This is a genomic window from Rhodoferax sp. (assembly GCF_028689295.1).
GTDB lineage: Bacteria > Pseudomonadota > Gammaproteobacteria > Burkholderiales > Burkholderiaceae_C > Rhodoferax.
Window position 1 is genome coordinate 1 of the sequence record NZ_JAQTWL010000026.1, and the last position, 19,561, is coordinate 19,561.

Annotated in this window: 15 protein-coding genes; 8 read left to right on the top strand and 7 right to left on the bottom strand. The window is 59.2% G+C overall.

What is annotated here, in order from left to right; all coding sequences use genetic code 11:
- Positions 1-90: 90 nt before the first annotated feature.
- Positions 91-267 (bottom strand): FAD-dependent oxidoreductase, encoded by a 177-nt coding sequence (locus PHF15_RS14935; RefSeq protein WP_300122309.1) that lies wholly within the window; start codon positions 265-267, stop codon positions 91-93.
- An 81-nt stretch (positions 268-348) separates the two neighbouring features.
- Between PHF15_RS14935 and PHF15_RS14940 the strand changes: the two genes are divergently transcribed.
- A complete protein-coding gene (locus PHF15_RS14940; RefSeq protein ID WP_300122312.1) occupies positions 349-1,638 on the top strand; it encodes an ATP-binding protein in 1,290 nt (429 codons plus the stop codon).
- Positions 1,628-2,305 (top strand): RloB family protein, encoded by a 678-nt coding sequence (locus PHF15_RS14945; protein ID WP_300122314.1) that lies wholly within the window; start codon positions 1,628-1,630, stop codon positions 2,303-2,305. The genes PHF15_RS14940 and PHF15_RS14945 overlap by 11 nt, the downstream gene beginning before the upstream one ends.
- A 93-nt stretch (positions 2,306-2,398) precedes the next feature.
- On the opposite strand, the gene lpdA is transcribed toward PHF15_RS14945, so the two are convergent.
- From lpdA to aceE, 3 genes are all read right to left on the bottom strand, one after another.
- A complete protein-coding gene (lpdA, locus tag PHF15_RS14950) occupies positions 2,399-4,252 on the bottom strand; it encodes a dihydrolipoyl dehydrogenase (protein ID WP_300122316.1) in 1,854 nt (617 codons plus the stop codon).
- A gap of 134 nt (positions 4,253-4,386) precedes the next feature.
- Positions 4,387-6,060 carry a dihydrolipoyllysine-residue acetyltransferase gene (gene aceF / locus PHF15_RS14955; protein WP_300122318.1) on the bottom strand — a complete coding sequence of 558 codons (1,674 nt, stop codon included), beginning with the start codon at positions 6,058-6,060 and terminating at the stop codon, positions 4,387-4,389.
- Between the two features lie 33 nt (positions 6,061-6,093).
- Entirely contained in the window at positions 6,094-8,805 is a 2,712-nt protein-coding gene (gene aceE / locus PHF15_RS14960; protein ID WP_300122321.1) for a pyruvate dehydrogenase (acetyl-transferring), homodimeric type, read from the bottom strand.
- 157 nt (positions 8,806-8,962) lie between these two features.
- On the opposite strand from aceE, the gene PHF15_RS14965 reads away from it, so the two are divergent.
- The 5 genes from PHF15_RS14965 to PHF15_RS14985 all read left to right on the top strand — a co-directional run bounded on the left by PHF15_RS14965 (position 8,963) and on the right by PHF15_RS14985 (position 15,841).
- Positions 8,963-11,515 (top strand): PAS domain-containing sensor histidine kinase, encoded by a 2,553-nt coding sequence (locus PHF15_RS14965; RefSeq protein WP_300122323.1) that lies wholly within the window; start codon positions 8,963-8,965, stop codon positions 11,513-11,515.
- Positions 11,512-12,138, top strand: coding sequence for a response regulator (locus tag PHF15_RS14970; RefSeq protein ID WP_300122326.1), 627 nt, complete (start codon positions 11,512-11,514; stop codon positions 12,136-12,138). Before PHF15_RS14965 ends, PHF15_RS14970 begins: the two co-directional genes overlap by 4 nt.
- A gap of 77 nt (positions 12,139-12,215) precedes the next feature.
- The gene (gene folD / locus PHF15_RS14975; protein WP_300122329.1) at positions 12,216-13,091 is read left to right on the top strand and encodes a bifunctional methylenetetrahydrofolate dehydrogenase/methenyltetrahydrofolate cyclohydrolase FolD; all 876 of its coding nucleotides are present in this window, start codon (positions 12,216-12,218) and stop codon (positions 13,089-13,091) included.
- Complete coding sequence (locus tag PHF15_RS14980; protein WP_300122332.1) at positions 13,088-15,142, top strand: M3 family metallopeptidase; 2,055 nt, start codon at positions 13,088-13,090, stop codon at positions 15,140-15,142. Before folD ends, PHF15_RS14980 begins: the two co-directional genes overlap by 4 nt.
- A gap of 12 nt (positions 15,143-15,154) precedes the next feature.
- On the top strand, positions 15,155-15,841 hold the full coding sequence (locus tag PHF15_RS14985; protein WP_300122334.1) for a glutaredoxin domain-containing protein: 687 nt from the start codon (positions 15,155-15,157) through the stop codon (positions 15,839-15,841).
- Here PHF15_RS14985 and PHF15_RS14990 read toward each other — a convergent pair.
- Positions 15,838-17,097, bottom strand: a complete 1,260-nt coding sequence (locus tag PHF15_RS14990) for a nitronate monooxygenase (RefSeq protein WP_300122337.1) — start codon at positions 17,095-17,097, stop codon at positions 15,838-15,840. The two genes, PHF15_RS14985 and PHF15_RS14990, sit on opposite strands and share 4 nt — an antisense overlap.
- Before the next feature lie 265 nt (positions 17,098-17,362).
- Here PHF15_RS14990 and PHF15_RS14995 point away from each other — a divergent pair, with 265 nt between their 5' ends.
- Positions 17,363-18,268: a CoA transferase gene (locus PHF15_RS14995; protein WP_300122339.1), complete on the top strand. Its 906-nt coding sequence runs from the start codon at positions 17,363-17,365 to the stop codon at positions 18,266-18,268.
- A gap of 12 nt (positions 18,269-18,280) precedes the next feature.
- On the opposite strand, the gene ispF is transcribed toward PHF15_RS14995, so the two are convergent.
- Together ispF and ispD are read right to left on the bottom strand one after the other, a co-directional pair.
- Positions 18,281-18,757, bottom strand: a complete 477-nt coding sequence (ispF, locus tag PHF15_RS15000) for a 2-C-methyl-D-erythritol 2,4-cyclodiphosphate synthase (protein WP_300122342.1) — start codon at positions 18,755-18,757, stop codon at positions 18,281-18,283.
- Between the two features lie 10 nt (positions 18,758-18,767).
- On the bottom strand, positions 18,768-19,505 hold the full coding sequence (gene ispD, locus PHF15_RS15005) for a 2-C-methyl-D-erythritol 4-phosphate cytidylyltransferase (protein WP_300122345.1): 738 nt from the start codon (positions 19,503-19,505) through the stop codon (positions 18,768-18,770).
- Positions 19,506-19,561 lie beyond the last annotated feature (56 nt).

Consider the following 19,561-nt stretch of genomic DNA (forward strand, 5'->3'; position numbering starts at 1 on the left):
TAATCCAGCCTCAACACGCTTGAGCGCGTCCATGATCTGGCTGTCGGTAAATCTCGATTTCTTCATGTAGAACTTCTTTCTAAGAAAATTCTACTTCTGGTGCCTTTGGTTTATCGGGGGGATTACCTCGCCAATGGCGAAGATGTGCGGCACGTTGGTGCGCATCTGGATATCGACATTGATGAAGCCGCGGTCCGTGACGGCCACGCCGGCCTTGTCGGCGGCGATTTTCTTGCCGTTGGGGCTGCGGCTTGATGCCTCGTTCAAACGAAATACAGAGAATTAAATTCTTATAAGCAATTCTGTAGAATTTATGCAAAAATAAGGTAGAAATTTATTCTTACTCAAATGCTAGTCGAATTTTCAGTCACCAATTTCCGCTCTATTTTTCAGCGCCAAACGTTGACAATGGCCGCATCTGCCTATGATGAGTTGCAAGATCTCAACACATTTGAAGCAGGGCTACCGGATGCTTCTTTGCGCCTGCTGCGTTCGTCCGTACTTTACGGCCCCAATGCATCAGGTAAAAGCACTCTGATTCTAGGGTTGGCTTTTCTGGATCAACTGATTCTCCAATCTCATCGTAACCAGGCAGGCGATTTGCTGGACTTGTCACCTTTCAAACTCACAGCCAAATCTCGGAATGCAGACAGTGAATTTGAAATCACCTTGATTGTGGACGGTGTACGCTACGAGTATGGTGTGCGCTGCAATAGTCGAAGAATTTCCGAGGAATGGCTGCTTGCTTACCCACTTGGCATGCCGCAGAAATGGTTTCACCGTGTTTGGGATGTAAATGCTGCCAAGTACGCTTATAAATTCAGCACCAAACTTGAGGGTGGACGTAAGCGGCACGATTGGGCACAAGACACCTTAGAAAACACCTTGTACCTTTCTAAGGCAGTACAAAACAATCAAGAACAGTTGCGCGTGGTGTTCAACTGGTTTAAGGAGCGTTTGCGCGTCGTTACTGCTCCGCATACGATGGGTCCCAGCTACACGGTGCAGCGTTGTGCCGAGGCAAAGGATCGCAACCGTATTGTTGAATTCCTGAATGCTGCAGATTTAGGAATTTCCGACATTCGTCTAAAGGAAACCGTTTTTACAGTCGATCAGTTGCCAAAAAATGTTCCCAAAAAAGTTAGAGAACAGTTTGCACAACAAATCGCCAAGGGTCTGAACGGAAAGAACGTAACGTCCGTCAAATTCGTTCATCAAGATATCTTGACGCAGGAAGCCATTGAGTTTGCTGAAGATGAGGAATCTGAAGGCACCCGGGCTCTCTTTGCATTCGCAGGACCTTGGTTGGACGTGATCGAAAACGAACGCGTTCTGGTAGTGGACGAGCTGGACACCAGCCTGCATCCCATGCTGGTTCACTTTCTGGTGAAACACCTGCACCACGCTGGCACTAAAGCGCAACTCATCTTTACCACGCACGACACGACGCTCTTGAGTCAGAAAATTCTGCGTAGGGATCAGATTTGGTTTATGGAAAAAGACCCGCAACGCGCATCTAGGCTATATCCCTTGTCGGACTTCAGTCCGCGCGAAAACGAAGCCATTGAGCGAGGCTACCTCAATGGCCGTTATGGCGGCATCCCGTTCCTGAAGGATCTGGATTTTTATGGGGTCTGATGATCTGTTCAAAAAGGCGAAAGCACGTTCGGCTGCATCGCTTGTGCGCCAGAGAAAAGAACGATCAAAAAGTCCGCGCTATCTGATAGTCTGCGAGGGCACCAAGACAGAGCCGCAATATCTGTTTGAAATACTGATGGCGCAGCGCATCCCGCCACAGCAGGTCAAGGTGGCCCCCAACGATGGCAACTCGCCAGACCGAGTGGTTGACCATGCGTACAAACTCTATGAAGAGGATGCAAGACTAGGTGACCCCTACGATAAGGTGTTTTGCGTGTTTGACCGCGACAGTCATCAAACATTCGAACCAGCGCTCCAACGGATACACCGCTGGGCGAAAGATAGAAAACCTTTTGTAGCCACAACCAGCACGCCATGTTTTGAGTTTTGGTTGATGTTGCACTTCGACTACTCCGATGCTCCCTTTCATGCAGCCGGAAAAAAATCGGTCGGTGACCAAGCTCTGGCTCAGCTCAAGAAAAAGCCTGGGTTTGCCAAATACGGCAAAGGTATCAAAGGGGTTTACGGATTGCTCAAAGACAAAACATCTGTTGCCAGCACTTATGCCAAGCGATTGCGAAGAAGTGCTGGCGGTGGTGGTCAAATCAACGGAAACCCGTGGACAAACGTGGACGAATTGGTGAATTTGCTATTGAACTTGAAGTAGATAGACATGCCTGAGTCTATTTGCATAAAAAAACCGTGCAGCCCTTACGGGATTTAGCGCGGTCAACTACTGAATCAGTAGCATTTCAGCAACCTACTTTCGTCCAGGCGGCAAATCGGTGCAACTGCCGTGCGCCACTTCGGCCGCCATGCCAATGGATTCCCCAAGCGTGGGGTGCGGGTGGATGGTCTTGCCGATGTCGATGGCGTCAGCGCCCATCTCGATGGCCAGGGCCACCTCGCCGATCATGTCGCCCGCATGGGTGCCGACCATGCCGCCGCCGAGTATCTTGCCGTGGCCGTGCGCTTCTGGAGAATCATCAAACAGCAGTTTGGTGACACCTTCGTCGCGTCCATTGGCAATGGCGCGGCCGGATGCGGTCCAGGGGAACAGGCCCTTCTTGACCTTGATACCCTGCGCCTTGGCCTGATCTTCGGTCAGGCCGACCCAGGCCACCTCGGGGTCGGTGTAGGCGACGCTGGGGATCACTCTTGCGTTGAACGCTGCGGCTGCCAGCTCCTTGTTGCCTTGCAGTTCACCGGCAATCACTTCTGCGGCCACATGCGCCTCGTGCACCGCCTTGTGCGCCAGCATCGGCTGGCCGACGATGTCGCCAATGGCGAAGATGTGCGGCACGTTGGTGCGCATCTGGATATCGACATTGATGAAGCCGCGGTCGGTGACGGCGACACCCGCCTTGTCGGCGGCGATCTTCTTGCCGTTGGGTGTGCGGCCCACGGCTTGCAACACCAGGTCGTACACCTGCGGTGCCGGGGCGCTACCGCCCTCTTCTGCTGAGGCGAAAGTCACCTCGATGCCTTCGGGCAAGGCGCGTGCACTGACCGTCTTGGTCTTGAGCATGATGTTGTCGAAGCGCTTGGCGTTCATCTTTTGCCAGATCTTGACCAGATCGCGGTCGGCACCTTGCATCAGGCCATCAAGCATTTCGACCACGTCCAGGCGGGCGCCCAGCGTGCTGTACACCGTGCCCATTTCCAGGCCGATGATGCCGCCGCCCAGGATCAGCATGCGCTTGGGCACTTCCTTGAGCGCCAGCGCACCGGTGGAGTCCACCACGCGTGGATCATCGGGCATGAACGGCAGGCGCACCGCCTGGCTGCCGGCGGCGATGATGCATTTCTGGAATGCGATGGTTTGTGTCTTGCCGGTCTTGTCCTGCCCGCCTCCGGTGGTTTCCTCGACCTGCACATGGTTGGCACCGACAAAAGCGCCGTAGCCGCGCACCACCGTCACCTTGCGCATCTTGGCCATGGCGGCCAGGCCACCGGTGAGCTTGCTGATGACTTTTTCCTTATGGCCACGCAGCGTGTCCACGTTGACCACGGGTTTGCCGAAGTCCACGCCCAGCGCGCCCAGGTGGCTCACTTCGTCGATGACGCTGGCCACGTGCAGCAGCGCCTTGCTGGGGATGCAGCCCACGTTCAGGCAGACGCCTCCGAGTTGGGCGTAGCGCTCGACCAGGATGACCTTGAGGCCGAGGTCGGCGGCGCGGAATGCGGCCGAGTAACCGCCCGGGCCACCGCCGAGCACCAGCAGATCGCAGTCGAGGTCGGCCGTGCCGGTGTAGGTGGCCGGGGCAATGGATTGCTTCGCTTCGCTCGCAATGACGGGGGATGATGCAGACGCTGACGATGCTGCGGGCGCTGACATGGGGGCCGCGTCAGCAGCGACAGGCGCAGAGACGGCATCTGCCGACTCCAGCACCAGCAACAAGGAGCCTTCGCTCACTTTGTCGCCCAGTGCCACCTTGAGTTCCTTGACCACACCGGCCTGGCTGCATGGGATTTCCATGGACGCCTTGTCAGACTCCACGGTGATCAAGCTTTGCTCGGCGCGAACAGCGTCGCCGGGTTTGACCAGCAACTCGATCACTGCCACGTCTTTGAAGTCGCCAATGTCGGGGACCTTGATGTCGATAAGTGCCATGTTTGTTCCAATGAATGAGATTGACGATGCGCTGAAAGATGCTTTATTGACTCGGTAGGAGCGGCGCCCCGCCGCGAATGTCTTCAAAACAACCTTCGTCGCGAGGGCGCGACTCCTACAGGTGAGTCAGCCTCTTACAGAAGTACGCGGCGGAAGTCGCCCAGGATTTGACCAAGGTACACGTTGAAGCGTGCGGCAGCCGCGCCGTCGATCACGCGGTGATCCCAAGTGAGACTGAGCGGCAGCATCAAACGCGGCTGGAACGCCTTGCCATCCCACACTGGCTCGATGGTGGAACGGCAGACGCCCAGAATGGCCACTTCGGGGGCGTTGATGATGGGCGTGAAATAACGCCCGCCAATGCCGCCCAAGCTACTGATGGTGAAGCTGGCGCCGGTCATTTCGGCCGGGCCAAGCTTGCCGTCGCGCGCCTTTTTCGCCAGCTCACCCATCTCCTGGCTGATTTGGAAAATGCCTTTTTTGTCAGCATCCTTGATCACCGGCACCATCAGGCCATTGGGCGTGTCGGCGGCAAAACCGATGTGGAAATACTGCTTGTAAATGAGCGCATCACCGTCCAGGCTGCTGTTGAACTCGGGGTATTTCTTCAGCGCTGCCACGCAGGCCTTGATCAGGAAAGCCAGCATGGTGACCTTGACGCCGCTCTTCTCGTTCTCCTTGTTGGTGGAGACGCGGAAGGCTTCGAGGTCGGTGATGTCGCAGTCGTCGTGGTTGGTGACCGCCGGAATCATGATGGCGTTGCGCAGCAGGTTGGCGCCGCTGATTTTCTTGATGCGGCTGAGTTCCTTGCGCTCGATCGGACCGAACTTGGCAAAGTCCACCTTGGGCCAGGGAATCAAGCCAAGCTCCGAGCCACCGCCGGACGCCGGTTTGGCGGCTTGTTGGGCCGAGATGGCCAGGGTCTGCACCGCGCCACTCATGACCGAGCGCGTGAAAGACTCCACGTCGGCATCAGTGATGCGCCCCTTGAGCCCGCTGCCCTTGACCTCGTTCAAAGGCACGCCAAGTTCGCGGGCGAACTTGCGTACCGAGGGTGACGCATGGGGCAAGCCAACCAGCGCGGCGGTGGGGTTGTGGGCAGGAACCGCCAGCGTGGCAGCAGGTGCTGAAGCGGATGTGGCTGCGACCGGGACGAGCCCTTCGACAGGCTCAGGGCGAACGGCAAGCGGCGCTGCTGCAGCGGGTGCAGCAGCCACGGTGACAGTGCCTTCCAGAATGGCCAGCAGGTCGCCAATATTGACCTTGTCGCCCAACTTGACCTTGAGTTCCTTGATGACTCCGGCAGCGCTGGACGGGATTTCCATCGAGGCCTTGTCCGATTCGACGGTGATCAGGCTTTGCTCCAGCTTGACCGTGTCACCCGCTTTGACCATGACCTCGATCACGGTCACATCCTTGAAGTCGCCAATGTCTGGCACGCGCACTTCGTTCGGGCCGCTGGCGGCGGCAGGCGCCGCTTGCGCAATCGCAAGCGCTGCTTCGGCAGGCGCTGCGGCTACAGGTGCAGCTGGGGCAGCGGCAGTTGCGGCAGCGGGCTCAGCCACGTCACCGGCCACTTCGAGCATCAACACCAGCGAGCCTTCGCTCACCTTGTCGCCCAGCGCCACCTTGAGTTCCTTGACCACACCCGAGTGGCTGGACGGGATTTCCATCGACGCCTTGTCGGATTCCACCGTAAGCAGACTTTGCTCGGCCTTGACCGTGTCGCCGGGTTTAACCAGCAGCTCGATCACTGCGACCTCGGCGAAGTCGCCAATATCCGGGACTTTGATTTCCATGATTGCCATGTTATGTCTCGCTTTTGATTATTGAGGGTGGACTTATGCGTACAGCGGGTTCACTTTGTCGGTGTTGATGCCGTATTTGGCAATGGCCTCGGCCACTTTGCTCACCGGCAGCTTGCCGTCTTCGCTCAGGGCCTTGAGGGCGGCTACCACGATGAAGTGGCGGTTGATCTCGAAGTGCTCGCGCAGTTTGGAGCGGAAGTCGCTGCGGCCAAAGCCGTCGGTGCCCAGCACCTTGTAGGTACGACCTTTCGGAATGAACGAGCGAATCTGTTCGGCATAGGCTTTCATGTAGTCGGTCGATGCCACCACCGGGCCGTCGTGGCCGGCCAGCTGTTGTGCCACGAACGGCACCTTGGCTTCAGCGGTCGGGTGCAGCAGGTTGTCACGCTCGCAGGCCTGGCCGTCGCGCGCCAGCTCGTTGAAGCTCGGGCAACTCCACACGTCGGCGGTCACGCCCCAGTCCACGGCCAGCAGTTTTTGCGCAAAGAAGCTCTCGCGCAGGATGGTGCCCGAGCCGAGAAGTTGCACGCGCGGGCCGTTTGCGCCCTCGGCACCAGGTTTGCTCAGGTACATGCCCTTGATGATCTGCTCTTCGGTGCCCGGCGTGAGGCCGGGCATGGCGTAGTTTTCATTGAGCAGGGTCACGTAGTAATAGACGTTGTCCTGCTTTTCGACCATGCGCTTGAGGCCATGGTGCAGGATCACGCCCACCTCATGGGCAAACGTGGGGTCGTAGGAGACGCAGTTCGGAATGGTGCCGGCCAGAATATGGCTGTGGCCGTCTTCGTGCTGCAAACCCTCGCCATTGAGCGTGGTGCGCCCAGAGGTGCCGCCCAGCAAAAAGCCGCGCGCCTGCATGTCGCCCGCCGCCCAGGCCAGGTCGCCGATGCGCTGAAAGCCGAACATCGAGTAGTACACATAAAACGGCACCATGATGCGGTTGCTGGTGGAATAGCTGGTGGCCGCAGCGATCCAGCTGGCCATGCCGCCGGCTTCGTTGATGCCTTCCTGCAGCACCTGGCCCTTGGCGTCTTCCTTGTAATACATGACCTGGTCTTTGTCGACCGGGGTGTATTGCTGGCCATCGGGGTTGTAAATGCCGATCTGGCGGAACAGCCCTTCCATGCCGAAAGTGCGGCCTTCATCGACCAGGATCGGCACCACACGCGGCCCAAGCGCCTGGTCGCGCAGCAGCTGCGTCAAAAAGCGCACATAGGCTTGCGTGGTGGAGATTTCACGGCCTTCAGCAGTGGGCTCGATCACGCTCTTGAACACTTCCAGCGCGGGCACGGTAAAGTGCTCGTCGGCCTTGGTGCGACGGTGCGGCAGGTAGCCACCCAGCGCTTTGCGGCGCTCGTGCAGGTATTTCATTTCCGGCGTGTCGTCGGCCGGTTTGTAGAACGGAATGTCGGCGATCTGGCTGTCCGGGATCGGAATGTTGAATCGGTCGCGGAAGATCTTGATGTCGTCGTCGGTGAGCTTCTTGGTCTGGTGCACGTTGTTCTTGCCCTCGCCGCTCTTACCCATGCCAAAACCCTTGACGGTCTTGATCAGCAACACGGTCGGCTCGCCCTTGTGGTTGACCGCCGCGTGGTAGGCCGCATAGACCTTTTGCGGATCATGACCGCCGCGGCGCAGCTGCCAGATGTCGTCATCGCTCATCTTGGAGACCATCTCCAGCGTGCGCGGATCGCGGCCGAAGAAGTGCTTGCGCACATAGGCACCGTCGTTGGACTTGAAGGTCTGGTAGTCGCCATCGAGCGTGTCCATCATGACCTTGCGCAAGGCGCCGTCCTTGTCGCGCGCCAGCAGCGGATCCCAGTTGCTGCCCCACAGCAGCTTGATCACGTTCCAGCCGGCGCCGCGGAAAGTACCTTCGAGCTCCTGGACGATCTTGCCGTTACCGCGCACCGGGCCGTCCAGACGCTGCAAATTGCAGTTGATGACAAACACCAGGTTGTCGAGCTTTTCGCGCGCCGCCAAGCCAATCGCGCCCAATGATTCGACCTCGTCCATTTCACCGTCGCCGCAGAACACCCAGACCTTGCGGTTCTCGGTGTTGGCAATGCCACGGGCGTGCAGGTATTTGAGAAAGCGCGCTTGGTAAATCGCCATCAGCGGGCCCAGTCCCATCGAAACGGTGGGGAACTGCCAGAACTCGGGCATCAACTTGGGATGCGGGTAGCTCGACAGACCCTTGCCACCGGTTTCCTGGCGGAAATGCAGCAACTGTTCTTCGGTCAGGCGCCCTTCCATGTAGGCGCGTGCATAGACACCGGGCGCCACATGGCCTTGGATATAGAGACAGTCACCGCCGTGGTTTTCAGATTCTGCATGCCAGAAGTGGTTGAAACCCGCGCCGAACATGTGCGCCAGCGAGGCAAACGAGCCGATGTGGCCGCCCAGGTCGCCACCGTCTTCGGGGTGGTGGCGATTCGCCTTGACCACCATTGCCATGGCATTCCAGCGCATGTAGGCGCGCAGGCGTTCCTCGATTTCGATGTTGCCGGGGCAGCGCTCTTCCTTGTCAGTCTCGATGGTGTTGACATAACCCGTGTTGGCTGAAAAAGGCATGTCGATGCTGCTTTGGCGGGCATGTTCAAGCAATTGCTCAAGCAGATAGTGCGCGCGCTCGGGGCCCTCGCTCTCGATGACGGCGCTCAAGGCGTCCATCCATTCGCGGGTTTCCTGGGCATCTGCGTCCGGCATGGATGCGCCTACTCGGCTCTCGGGTATAACTGACATGCTTTGTCTCCTGTATTGTTTAGCTCATCAATGGTAGTGGAGTTTGCCATTTTCGGAACTGATTTAATTTTAGAGGGTTTTGCAAATTATTTCAAATGGTGTTTATTGTTTTTGTATTATGAAATAAATTTGAAGTGTTGCGCCCTACACTTCGTCCATGCCTTTGTCAAAAAGTCTTCCCTTGCCCAAGGCACTTCAAGCAAGGCCCTGGCGGCGCCTGAAAGCCTGGTGGTCACGCCTGACGCCCCAGCGCCAGGACCGCTTTGCCGTGCTGGCACCGCTGGCTGCGGTGGTGCTTTTTCTGGTGGCCATCCTGTCTGCCTTTGCCTACCTGCGGCTGGAAGAAATCTCGCGCGAGCGCGAGGCCATCAACCGTGATGTGGAATACACCCAACAGCGCCTGCGTCTGCGCCTGCTTGAACAACAGGAGCAACTGGGACGCTTTGCGCGTGAAGTGGCCAGCCGTGAAATCAGTCACAACGATTTCATGACCCGCGCCGAAGCGCTGGCCAACCTCTACCCCGAGTTGCAGAGTCTGACCTGGATTGATGAACGCCGCCGGGTGCGGGTGGACTACCACACCGCCAACTTCCCGGCCCTGCCACAAAAAACAAATGAACTTGCCGCTGGCACCCAAGCGCCGGTTGACAACTTTGGGCTGGCACGCGAACTGTTGACCCCGATTTATTCCGCGCCAAATGCCCAAGCCGACTTGTCTTCATCGCTGGAACTCCACCTGCCGTTGATCGAGAAAGCGCGCTTCAAGGGTACCCTGCTGGCGCTTTACTCGGTGGACGCCATGTTCCGCTACGGTGTGCCCAACGAAATCAACGCCAAATACGCCATGTCGCTGCACGACGCGCAGGGCAAATTACTGGCCGGCACCACCATGTCAGAGGGCAAGCTCAAACGCCATTTGTTGCCCTGGGCCAGCCCCATCAACGCCTACGAGATGCCTGTTTCGCCAATCGGCAATGGTTTGACGATTCGCGGTCAGGCCTACCGGACCTCGCTGGGCGTGATTGGCAGCGGCCTGTTCTGGCTGGTCATGGTGCTCAGCGCGATCACCGCCTGGCTGCTGCTAGCCAACTGGAGTCATACCCGCAGGCGCATCCGGGCGCAAGATGCCCTGGTGCAAGAGACCGCTTTTCGCCGCGCCATGGAAGACTCCATGCTCACCGGCATGCGCGCCCTGGACCTGCAGGGGCGCATCACCTACGTGAATCCTGCCTTTTGCCAGATGACGGGCTGGAACGAAGATGACCTGGTGGGCAAGACCGCACCCTTCCCCTATTGGCCAGAAGAAGATTTCGACATGCTCAAACAGCGACTGAGCGAAGAACTGGCGGGCCATATCCTGCCCAGCGGCATCCAGTTTCGGGTCAAACGCAAAAATGGCACCCTCTTCGATGCCCGGCTCTACGTGTCGCCCCTGATCGATGCCTTTGGCATGCAAACGGGCTGGATGACCTCCATGACCGACATCACGGAGCCGAACCGGGCGCGCGAACAGCTTGCCGCTTCGTATGATCGTTTCACCACGGTGCTGGAAGCGCTGGATGCGTCCATTTCGGTCGCACCCCTGGGCAGCGACGAGTTGTTGTTCGCCAACAAACTCTACCGGCAATGGTTTGGCACGCAAGTGGAGGGCCATGTGCAGCTGGTGGCCGAGGCGGGGGTTCCGCCACCCGCCAACAGCGATGAAACCAGGGACGCGGTCGATGCCTTTGCCGGACTGCCCACCGACCAACTGGCCGACAAGGAGGCCGAGAGCGCCGAGATATACCTGGGCAGCCTGGGTCTCTGGCTGGAGGTTCGCACCCGTTACCTGAGCTGGGTCGATGGCCGCCTGGCGCAGATGGTCATTGCCACCGACATCACGGCCCGGCGTTATGCCGAGGAACAGTCGCAGGTGCAGGCCGAGCGCGCGCAGACCGCCAGCCGCTTGATCACCATGGGCGAAATGGCCTCCAGCGTGGCGCATGAGCTGAACCAGCCGCTCACCGCCATCAATAACTATTGCCATGGCATGGTGTCACGCATCAAGAGCAAGCAGATCAATGAGGATGAGTTGCTGGGTGCCCTCGAAAAGACAGCCAAGCAGGCGAACCGTGCGGGCCAGATCATCCATCGCATCCGCTCCTTCGTGAAGCGAAGCGAACCCAACCGCAGCATCTCGAGCGTGGCCACCATGGTCGCTGAAGCGGTGGAACTGGCAGAAATCGAACTGCGCCGGCGCAACGTCAAACTCAACCAATACCTGGTGCCCAATCTGCCCAGCGTGCTGGTGGACCCGATCCTGATTGAGCAGGTGCTGCTCAACTTGCTGAAAAATGCGGCCGAATCGGTCGATGCTGCGCAACGCCCCAGCGCGCAACGCATTGTCAAGCTCAGGGTGGCGCAGACCTACGTCAATGACAAGGCGGTGGTCGAATTCGTGGTGACCGACTCGGGCCAGGGCATAGCCCCCGACGTCATGGAACGCTTGTACGAGGCTTTTTATTCGACCAAGGCCGATGGCATGGGAATTGGCCTGTCCTTGTGCCGCTCCATTGTGGAATCTCACATGGGAAGAATGAAAGCAGAGAACCTTTACAATGGGGGGGTCGTGACGGGCTGCTGCTTTACCTTCTGGATTCCGATAGCCGACCCCCTGCCGACAGCGCCGATAAAGCGTTCTGTCCAACCCACATTGCAGATTTCATCATGAGCTTGATTCCAAAAAAAGGGACTGTTTACGTCATCGACGATGACGAGGCAGTGCGCGATTCATTGCAGTGGATGCTGGAGGGCAAAGACTATCGGGTGCGCTGCTTCGACTCCGCCGAGTCGTTCCTGAACCGTTTTGATGCCCGCGAGGTCGCCTGCTTGATTGTGGACATCCGCATGGGCGGCATGACCGGCCTTGAACTGCAAAACCGTTTGATTGAAAGCCATTCACCGCTGCCACTGGCATTCATCACCGGTCACGGCGACGTGCCCATGGCGGTTGACACCATGAAAAAAGGGGCCATGGACTTCATCCAGAAACCCTTCAACGAAGAACAGCTGGTGCCACTGGTCGAGCGCATGCTGGAGCAAGCCAAGGAATCCTTTGCCGAATTTCAGAACGCCCTCAATCGAGACGCCCTGATGGGGCGCCTGACCCTGCGCGAGTCGCAGGTGCTGGAGCGAATTGTGGCGGGCCGCCTGAACAAACAGATTGCCGACGACCTGGGCATCAGCATCAAGACCGTCGAGGCGCACCGAGCCAACATCATGGAAAAGCTCAGCGCCAACACGGTGGCCGACCTGCTCAAAATTGCGCTGGGACCCAATGCTGTCAAGGCTTGAACCTTTGCTATTTTTAGCCTGACCTTCCATGCCCGCAAGCTCTGGACTTGCGGGCATTTTTTATTGACGGATTCAACATGACGACAACTCCCCATAGCGCCATCATCATCGACGGTGTCGCGCTCTCGCAAAAGCTGCGCAGTGAGGTGTCCGCAAGGGTGCAGGCTCTCAGGGCGCGAGGCATCACACCCGGCCTGGCCGTGATCCTGGTAGGCGACAGCCCGGCCAGCCAGGTCTATGTGCGCAACAAGGTCAAGGGCTGCCAGGACTGCGGCTTTCATTCGGTGCTGGAAAAGTACGACGCCAGCCTGACCGAGACCGAGTTGCTGGCGCGCATTGACGCCCTCAATCATGACCCCGCCATTCACGGCATTCTGGTGCAACTGCCGGTGCCCAAACACATCGACGCCACCAAGGTGATCGAAGCCATCTCGCCGCAGAAGGATGTCGATGGCTTTCATGTGGCCAGCGCCGGCGCCCTGATGACCGGCCTGCCCGGCTTCTTGCCCTGCACACCCTACGGTTGCATGAAGATGCTCGAATCCATCAATTACGACCTGCGTGGCAAACACGCGGTGGTGATCGGGCGCTCCAACATCGTCGGCAAACCCATGGCCCTGATGCTGCTGCAAAAAAATGCCACCGTGACCATTTGCCACAGCGCCACGCCGGACCTCAAGCTCTTCACACAAATGGCCGACGTGATCGTAGCGGCCGTGGGCAAGCGCAATGTGCTGACCGCAGACATGGTCAAGCCCGGCGCCGTGGTGCTCGACGTGGGCATGAACCGCAACGAAGAAGGCAAGCTCTGCGGCGACGTCGATTTTGAGGGCGTGCGCCAAGTCGCCAGCGCCATTACCCCGGTACCAGGCGGGGTTGGCCCCATGACCATTACCATGCTGCTGGTCAACACCCTTGAAGCCGCCGAACGGGCGGAGAATAGCCAACCATGATGAATCCGCTGCTTTCTTTTGAAAATCTTCCCCACTTCGACCAGATCGGCCCGGAACACGTCGCGCCGGCCATTGAGCAACTGCTGGCAGAGGCCAACACGGCACTCGAAACCGTCACGACCCCTGACTTTGCGCCGAGCTGGAACGGCATTGCCAAAGTGCTTGATGTCGCCACTGAACGCCTGTCACGCGCCTGGGGAACGGTCAGCCACCTCAACAGCGTGGCCGACACGCCTGAATTGCGCGCCGCCTACAACGCCGCACTGCCAAAGATCACCGAGTTCTACACGCGCCTGGGTGCGGACGAACGGCTCTATGCCAAATACCGCGCCATTGACCCCAAAACGCTCAACGGCGAACAGCGCCAAGCGCTCAAGAACGCGCTGCGCAACTTTGTGCTGGGCGGCGCCGACCTGAAAGGCGCAGCCCGCGAGCGCTTTGCGGCCATCGCCGAGCGCCAGGCAGCATTGAGCCAGAAGTTCAGCGAAAACGCGCTCGACGCGACAGATGCCTTTGCTTACTACGCGCAAGAAGACAAGCTTGATGGCCTGCCCGAAGATGTCAAACAAACCGCCCTCAATGCGGCCCAAACGGACGGCAAAGGGGGCTACAAGCTCACGCTGAAAATGCCGTGTTACCTGCCGGCAATGCAGTTTGCCAGCAGCAGTGCGCTGCGCCAGACGCTGTACCGCGCCTATGTCACGCGCGCCTCCGACCAAGCCGGTACTGACTTGAGCCAATTTGACAACACCGACATCATCAACGAGCTGCTGGCGCTGCGCCTGGAAGAGGCCAAATTGTTGGGCTACCCCAATTTCGGCACGTTGTCTGTCGTCCCCAAAATGGCCGACTCGCCCGAGCAGGTGGTGACGTTTCTGCGTGACCTGTCCCAGCGCGCCCGACCCTTTGCCGAGCAAGACCTGGCCGACCTGCGCTGCTTTGCCAAAGAGCACCTTAACCTGCCCGAGCCGCAAGCCTGGGACTGGCCTTACATCAGCGAAAAACTCAAGGAAGCACGCTACGCCTTCAATGAGCAGGAAGTCAAACAGTACTTTCCCCTGCCGCGGGTGCTGGCCGGCCTGTTCAACATTGTGCAATCCCTGTTCGAGGTCAGCATTCGTGAGGACCATGCGCCGGTGTGGCACGAGTCCGTGCGCTTTTTCCGCATCGAGCGCGCTAAAGCGCAAGGTGCACCCGAGTTGGTAGGCCAGTTTTACCTCGACCCGCAGGCGCGCAACGGCAAGCGCGGTGGCGCCTGGATGGACGACGTGCGGGCGCGCTGGTTGCGCCCAGACACGCAGCAGCTGCAAACGCCCGTGGCGCATCTGGTGTGCAACTTTGCCAGTGGTGTCAACGGCAAACCGGCGCTGCTGACGCATGACGATGTCACCACCCTGTTCCACGAATTCGGCCATGGTTTGCACCATATGCTGACGCAGGTCAATGAGCGCGATGTGTCCGGGATCAGCGGCGTGGAATGGGACGCAGTGGAACTTCCCAGCCAGTTCATGGAAAACTTCTGCTGGGAATGGGACGTTATCAAAAACATGAGCTCCCACGTGGACACCGATGCGCCACTGCCGCGCGCACTGTTCGACAAGATGCTCGCCGCCAAAAATTACCAGAGCGGCATGCAGACGCTGCGCCAGATCGAGTTTTCGCTGTTCGACATGCTGCTGCACACCTCACAAGAACCGGCCCACGACATCATGCCGCTGCTACAGCAGGTGCGCCAGGAAGTGGCCGTGCTGCAGCCCCCAAGCTGGTCCCGCACCGCCCACACCTTCAGCCACATTTTTGCCGGCGGTTATGCGGCAGGTTATTACAGCTACAAATGGGCCGAGGTGCTGAGCAGCGACGCCTATGCGGCCTTTGAAGAAACGGTGGGATCAGACGGCCTGCCCAATGTGCAAACGGGTCAAAAATACCGCCAAGCCATCCTGGAAGCGGGTGGCAGCCGCCCGGCCATCGAATCGTTCAAGGCCTTTCGTGGCCGCGAGCCTACGCTGGACGCGCTGCTACGTCACCAGGGGATGGTGCCAACTACTTAAGGAGCAAGCAAGATGCAATCACATTTTTCCGCGGATCATTCGGCTGTGGCCGACGCGCAACCCGCGTTGCGCTGGCTGTCGGTTCTTGCCTGTGGCTGCATCGCAATGGGGTCGGGCGGCTTGCAGGCGCAATCCGTTTACCGCATCGTGGGCACCGACGGACAAGTGACATTTTCTGACAAGCCCCAGGCTGCAGCCACTGTCAAAGCGACACCAGTGGACAACGCGTTGCCAGCCGCAGCTCCTGTTGCCCCCGCGCTACCTTATGAGCTGCGCCAGGTGACCGGCAAATATCCAGTCACGCTTTACAGCAGCAGCAATTGCGCGCCTTGTGACAGCGCTCGCAAGCTGCTCGCTGCCAGAGGCGTGCCATATTCAGAAAAAACCATCAGCACAGCGCAAGATGCCGAGGCTTTGCAAAAATTGAGCGGCAGCAACGCCGTGCCTTTTTTGACCATCGGCGCGCAACACGTGGCGGGCTTTTCCACCTCGGAATGGACCCAATACCTCAATGCCGCTGGTTACCCTGAGAGCAGCAAATTGCCGGCCAGCTATCGCCAGCCGCCAGCTGCGCCTCTGGTCACACCTGACCAGCCAGATACCCCAGCGGCCAGCCCCAGTGCGCCCGAAGAACCGGCTTTACCGAGCGTCACGGCGCCAGCCATCAGTCCTGACAACCCGGCCGGCATTCGGTTTTAGAGGGTGACCGTGCCGGTCGGCAGCGCGATCTGGTGATCCACGCTGAACTGGTAATCCTTGAAAATGTGCTCGGCGCTGAGCATCTGATAAGAGCCATCCGCGTTGCGGCTTGAGGTGTCTTTCAGGCGGTAAGTGTAGTGCCCGCAGGTCCAGCACTTGAAGTTGCGCATGTGGGTGCAGAGACAGGTTTTATCCATCACCACGAGGTTTTTGCCGTCCGGATGCAGCGCCAGTTCGCGGTTGTAGGCAGTGATGTAAGCGCAGTTGCCATTGCCGTCCAACAGGTAACCATAGGACTCGCAGCCCGGGCGGATGCCCGAGCCGATGGCCGGCGAGCTCTTGAGCATGCGCATCGGGTAACCAGTGGGCGAAATGGTATTGACCTCGATGTCATCCTCGTTGGCCTTAAAGTAGTCCTGCTTGACCTCTTCGGGCAGGCCGCATTCGGTGGCCACGGTAAAGCGGGTGGCTACCTGCACCGCCGCCGAACCCATTTCCAGATACTGCACCGCATCGCTTCCGGTGAAAATGCCGCCAGCCGCAATCACCGGAATGCCAAGCTGCTCGTCCATTACATACTTGATGACTTCGGCCATGATGGTGGCCAGATCGTACTGTTCCCAGTCCATGCCGAACCCCAGGTGGCCACCGGCCAAGGGGCCTTCCACAATCACGAAGTCAGGCAGACGGTTCAGACGGGCATTCTTGCGCAAAAACAGCTGCAGCGCGCGCACGCTGGAGACGATGATGCCGAGCTTGACGTCACGAAAACGCGGGTGATCGGCGATCAGCGCAAAGGAGCCCAGGTGCAGGCCCGCGCTCAGCGTGATGCCGTCGATGCCTGCATCCATGGCCGAGGCCATGCGCACCTGCAGCGTCTCGCGCGGGCCGTTCATGGTGAGCTTTTCCATGCAGTTGACAAAAATCAGGCCATCGCCCTTTTTGGCTTCCATGGTGGCGCCCACATGGCGACGTGTGGCCTCGGCCAGCACACCCAAATCAAACTTGATGCCGGACTTGTCCGCGTTGTCGATGTTGAACTTGTACTGGCGCGTCTTGTCTTTGACAAAACTGGTGTCGAATCGCCGGTCCGACACGTCGTTGACCATGGCATCCGAGATGTGTCCGATGCCGCCGAGACGGGCTGTTTCAAGCGCCAGTTCAGCCGTTGAAATGTCCACGCCCATGCCACCGACCATGATCGGTACATACTCTTTTTGACCGAATTTCAGGCGAAAATCATCAACACGTTTCATGAAAATCCTTGAGCAAACAGCTCGTTTCGAGAGGCTCCGCCAGAATAGGCCAACGGGCTGTAAGGCGGTGAAAAATGGCAAGATGAATGATCCTGCTGGCATGCAATTCTAACCACCCTGCCCTCTGTCAATTCACACGCCCGGTTTACCCATGATGACCTCAAGTGCTTGACAATAAGCACCCAGCAAGACCGCTTGATGACAGATTTACCGCTGAACTTGCCGCCCATTCGAAACTCCATTTTTTTATCATCCTCCCGACACAATGGTCACCTCAACCAAGTACCCCCAGGCACTTAAAGGCGTGCGCATCCTCAGCCTGAGCCTCAACCTGCCCGGCCCGGCCGCCCTGCTGCGTCTCAAGCGCATGGGCGCGCGCTGCATCAAGCTTGAACCCCCTGCCCCGTCCAACGCGCACGCAGGCATCACGGGGGATCCGATGAGCGCCTACAGTCGCTCGGCCTATGAGGCGTTGCACCCGGGCATTCGCATGCTGGCGGCTGACTTGAAAACCGCAGCAGGTCAAAAAACACTGCATCGCGAGCTGGCCAAAGCCGACGTGCTGCTGACCTCGTTTCGCCCCAGCGCCTTGACCAAACTGGGACTGGACTGGCACAGCCTGCAGCAGAGCTACCCGACGCTGTCGATGGTGGCTATCGTCGGCGCGCCCGGCGCGCGCGCAGAGGCACCCGGCCACGACCTCACCTACCTGGCAGAAAACGACCTCGTCACCGGGCTCGACTTGCCCGCCACGCTGTATGCCGACATGGGTGGCGCACTGATGGCCGTCGAGGCCGTGCTGCAGGCCGTGCTGCTGCAAAGGCAAACCGGCCAGGGGCATCGTTTTGAAGTCGCCCTGTCAGAAGCCGCTGCGCACCTGGCCCAGCCGCGCGCCTGGGGCCTGACGCTGCCGGGCACGCCCATCGGCGGCGGCCACGCAGGTTACCGGGTTTACCCATGCCAGGATGGCCGGGTCGCCATGGCTGCGCTGGAGCCGCACTTTGCCAAATCCTTGTGTGCTGTGGCTGGGCTGGCCTGGACGAATCCGGCCATGATGATGAAGCCTGCCACACATCAGGCGATTGCACAATTCGTTGCTACGCGCACCTGCTTGGAATGGCAACGCCTGGCCGTGCAGCACGACATCCCGCTGCTCTCCTTGCCAAACTAACGACAGCACAGGTCAGAAGGTCAGCAGCACCACCGCGCGCGCTTCCATCGCCTGGCCCAGGCCCACCGGGCCCATTTTCTCGGCCGTCTTGGCTTTCACATTGACCTGCTCCAGCGCGATGCCCAGCGTTTGCGCCAGCCTGGCGCGGATGGCTGGCAGGTACGGCATCAGCCTGGGTGCCTGGGCGATGATGGTGCTGTCAATATTGCCAATCTCATAACCTTCGGCGCGCACACGTCGCGCCGCCTCGGCCAACAACACGCTCGAATCCGCGCCCTTGAACTGCGCGTCTGTGTCCGGGAAATGGCTGCCAATGTCGCCCAGCGCGGCCGCCCCCAGCAGCGCATCGGTGATGGCGTGCAGCAGCACATCAGCATCCGAGTGGCCCAGCAGCCCCAGGTGGTAGGGCACTTCGATGCCGCCCAGCACCAACTTGCGCCCCGCCACCAGCGCGTGAATATCCCAACCTTCACCGATTCTGAAATTCATGTCATGAACCTTATGATGATGCCTCGGTCTGGCGGCTGAGCAACAGCGCCTGCGCCAGTGCAAAGTCCTCCGGATAAGTCACCTTGAAGTTTTGCGCGCTGCCGGGCACCAGCTTCGGACTCAGGCCCGTGGCCTCGATGGCACTGGACTCGTCGGTCACGGCATCGCCCGCAAGTTCCAGCGCCTCGATCAGGCTGCCAAGGCGAAACATCTGCGGCGTTTGCGCCAGCCATTTGTCCGCGCGTGGCAGAGTGGCAGTCACCCTGCCCGCCTGCGCCACCTTGAGCGTATCCGGCAACGGCAGCGCCAGCAGGCCACCCACATCGTCGTTCAGGCAGGCATTGAGCAACTGGTTGATTTGTGCCGGCGTGATCAGGCAACGCGCCGCATCGTGCACCAGCACCCAGTCATGCGCCACTGCGCCTTCGTCAAGCAAGGCATTCAAGCCATTGAAGACACTGCCGGCTCTGGTAGAACCGCCACATGCAGCGATGAGAAATGAAGCATTCAGCGCCTTTGGCGTTTGAAAAAAAGTGTCCTCCGCTGACACCACCACCAGCGTTTGCTCAATGCGCGAGACCTCGGCAAAAGCGTCCAGCGTGTGCATCACCATGGGCTTGCCAGCCAGTGTCTGGTATTGTTTGGGTCCCGCTGCGCCGGCGCGCGAACCCGTGCCGGCGCAGGGAATCAGCGCCCAACAACGCGGTGTGGCGGTGGGCGTAAGGGCAATGTTGTCGAGTTCAGTCATGGTGTGGCATGCATTCTAGAATCCATGCCACACACCCTGCCAATCTTTGCGCAGGG

Excerpts from the sequence above, each read along its gene's own strand:
- PHF15_RS14940 (WP_300122312.1), top strand. The coding sequence starts at position 349 with ATGCTAGTCGAATTTTCAGTCACCAATTTCCGCTCTATTTTTCAGCGC.
- PHF15_RS14945 (WP_300122314.1), top strand. The coding sequence starts at position 1,628 with ATGGGGTCTGATGATCTGTTCAAAAAGGCGAAAGCACGTTCGGCTGCA.
- lpdA (WP_300122316.1), bottom strand. The coding sequence starts at position 4,252 with ATGGCACTTATCGACATCAAGGTCCCCGACATTGGCGACTTCAAAGAC.
- aceF (WP_300122318.1), bottom strand. The coding sequence starts at position 6,060 with ATGGCAATCATGGAAATCAAAGTCCCGGATATTGGCGACTTCGCCGAG.
- aceE (WP_300122321.1), bottom strand. The coding sequence starts at position 8,805 with ATGTCAGTTATACCCGAGAGCCGAGTAGGCGCATCCATGCCGGACGCA.
- PHF15_RS14965 (WP_300122323.1), top strand. The coding sequence starts at position 8,963 with ATGCCTTTGTCAAAAAGTCTTCCCTTGCCCAAGGCACTTCAAGCAAGG.
- PHF15_RS14970 (WP_300122326.1), top strand. The coding sequence starts at position 11,512 with ATGAGCTTGATTCCAAAAAAAGGGACTGTTTACGTCATCGACGATGAC.
- folD (WP_300122329.1), top strand. The coding sequence starts at position 12,216 with ATGACGACAACTCCCCATAGCGCCATCATCATCGACGGTGTCGCGCTC.
- PHF15_RS14980 (WP_300122332.1), top strand. The coding sequence starts at position 13,088 with ATGATGAATCCGCTGCTTTCTTTTGAAAATCTTCCCCACTTCGACCAG.
- PHF15_RS14985 (WP_300122334.1), top strand. The coding sequence starts at position 15,155 with ATGCAATCACATTTTTCCGCGGATCATTCGGCTGTGGCCGACGCGCAA.
- PHF15_RS14990 (WP_300122337.1), bottom strand. The coding sequence starts at position 17,097 with ATGAAACGTGTTGATGATTTTCGCCTGAAATTCGGTCAAAAAGAGTAT.
- PHF15_RS14995 (WP_300122339.1), top strand. The coding sequence starts at position 17,363 with ATGGTCACCTCAACCAAGTACCCCCAGGCACTTAAAGGCGTGCGCATC.
- ispF (WP_300122342.1), bottom strand. The coding sequence starts at position 18,757 with ATGAATTTCAGAATCGGTGAAGGTTGGGATATTCACGCGCTGGTGGCG.
- ispD (WP_300122345.1), bottom strand. The coding sequence starts at position 19,505 with ATGACTGAACTCGACAACATTGCCCTTACGCCCACCGCCACACCGCGT.